The following is a 238-nucleotide window of genomic DNA, read 5'->3' on the forward strand; positions in this document are numbered from 1 at the left end:
TTTACGGTAGGCCAGGCGGAACATCAGGCGGTCGGCCAGCGAATCCAGCTTCTGCTTGGTGCCCGACTGCGGGATGCAGGTGCCGCCGCTGCATGCCGCCGAGAACGACGCGACCGGAATGGCGGCCGGTCCGCTCAGCGTGCTGTTGGCGCTGTTGCTCCAGTCGACGTGGAACTTCCACAGGTTGAGCTTGTTGGTGCCGAAGTTCATCAGGTAGTTCGGCGCACCGGCCGCCATT

Annotated in this window: 1 protein-coding gene; it reads right to left on the reverse strand. The window is 64.3% G+C overall.

The window, feature by feature from the left end; genetic code table 11:
- Positions 1-238 (reverse strand): hypothetical protein (locus tag ACPYOJ_RS36690; RefSeq protein WP_481420588.1); only part of this gene is annotated, 238 nt, incomplete at both ends.

This window comes from Rhizobium sp. SVR5-9E, from assembly GCF_056755095.1.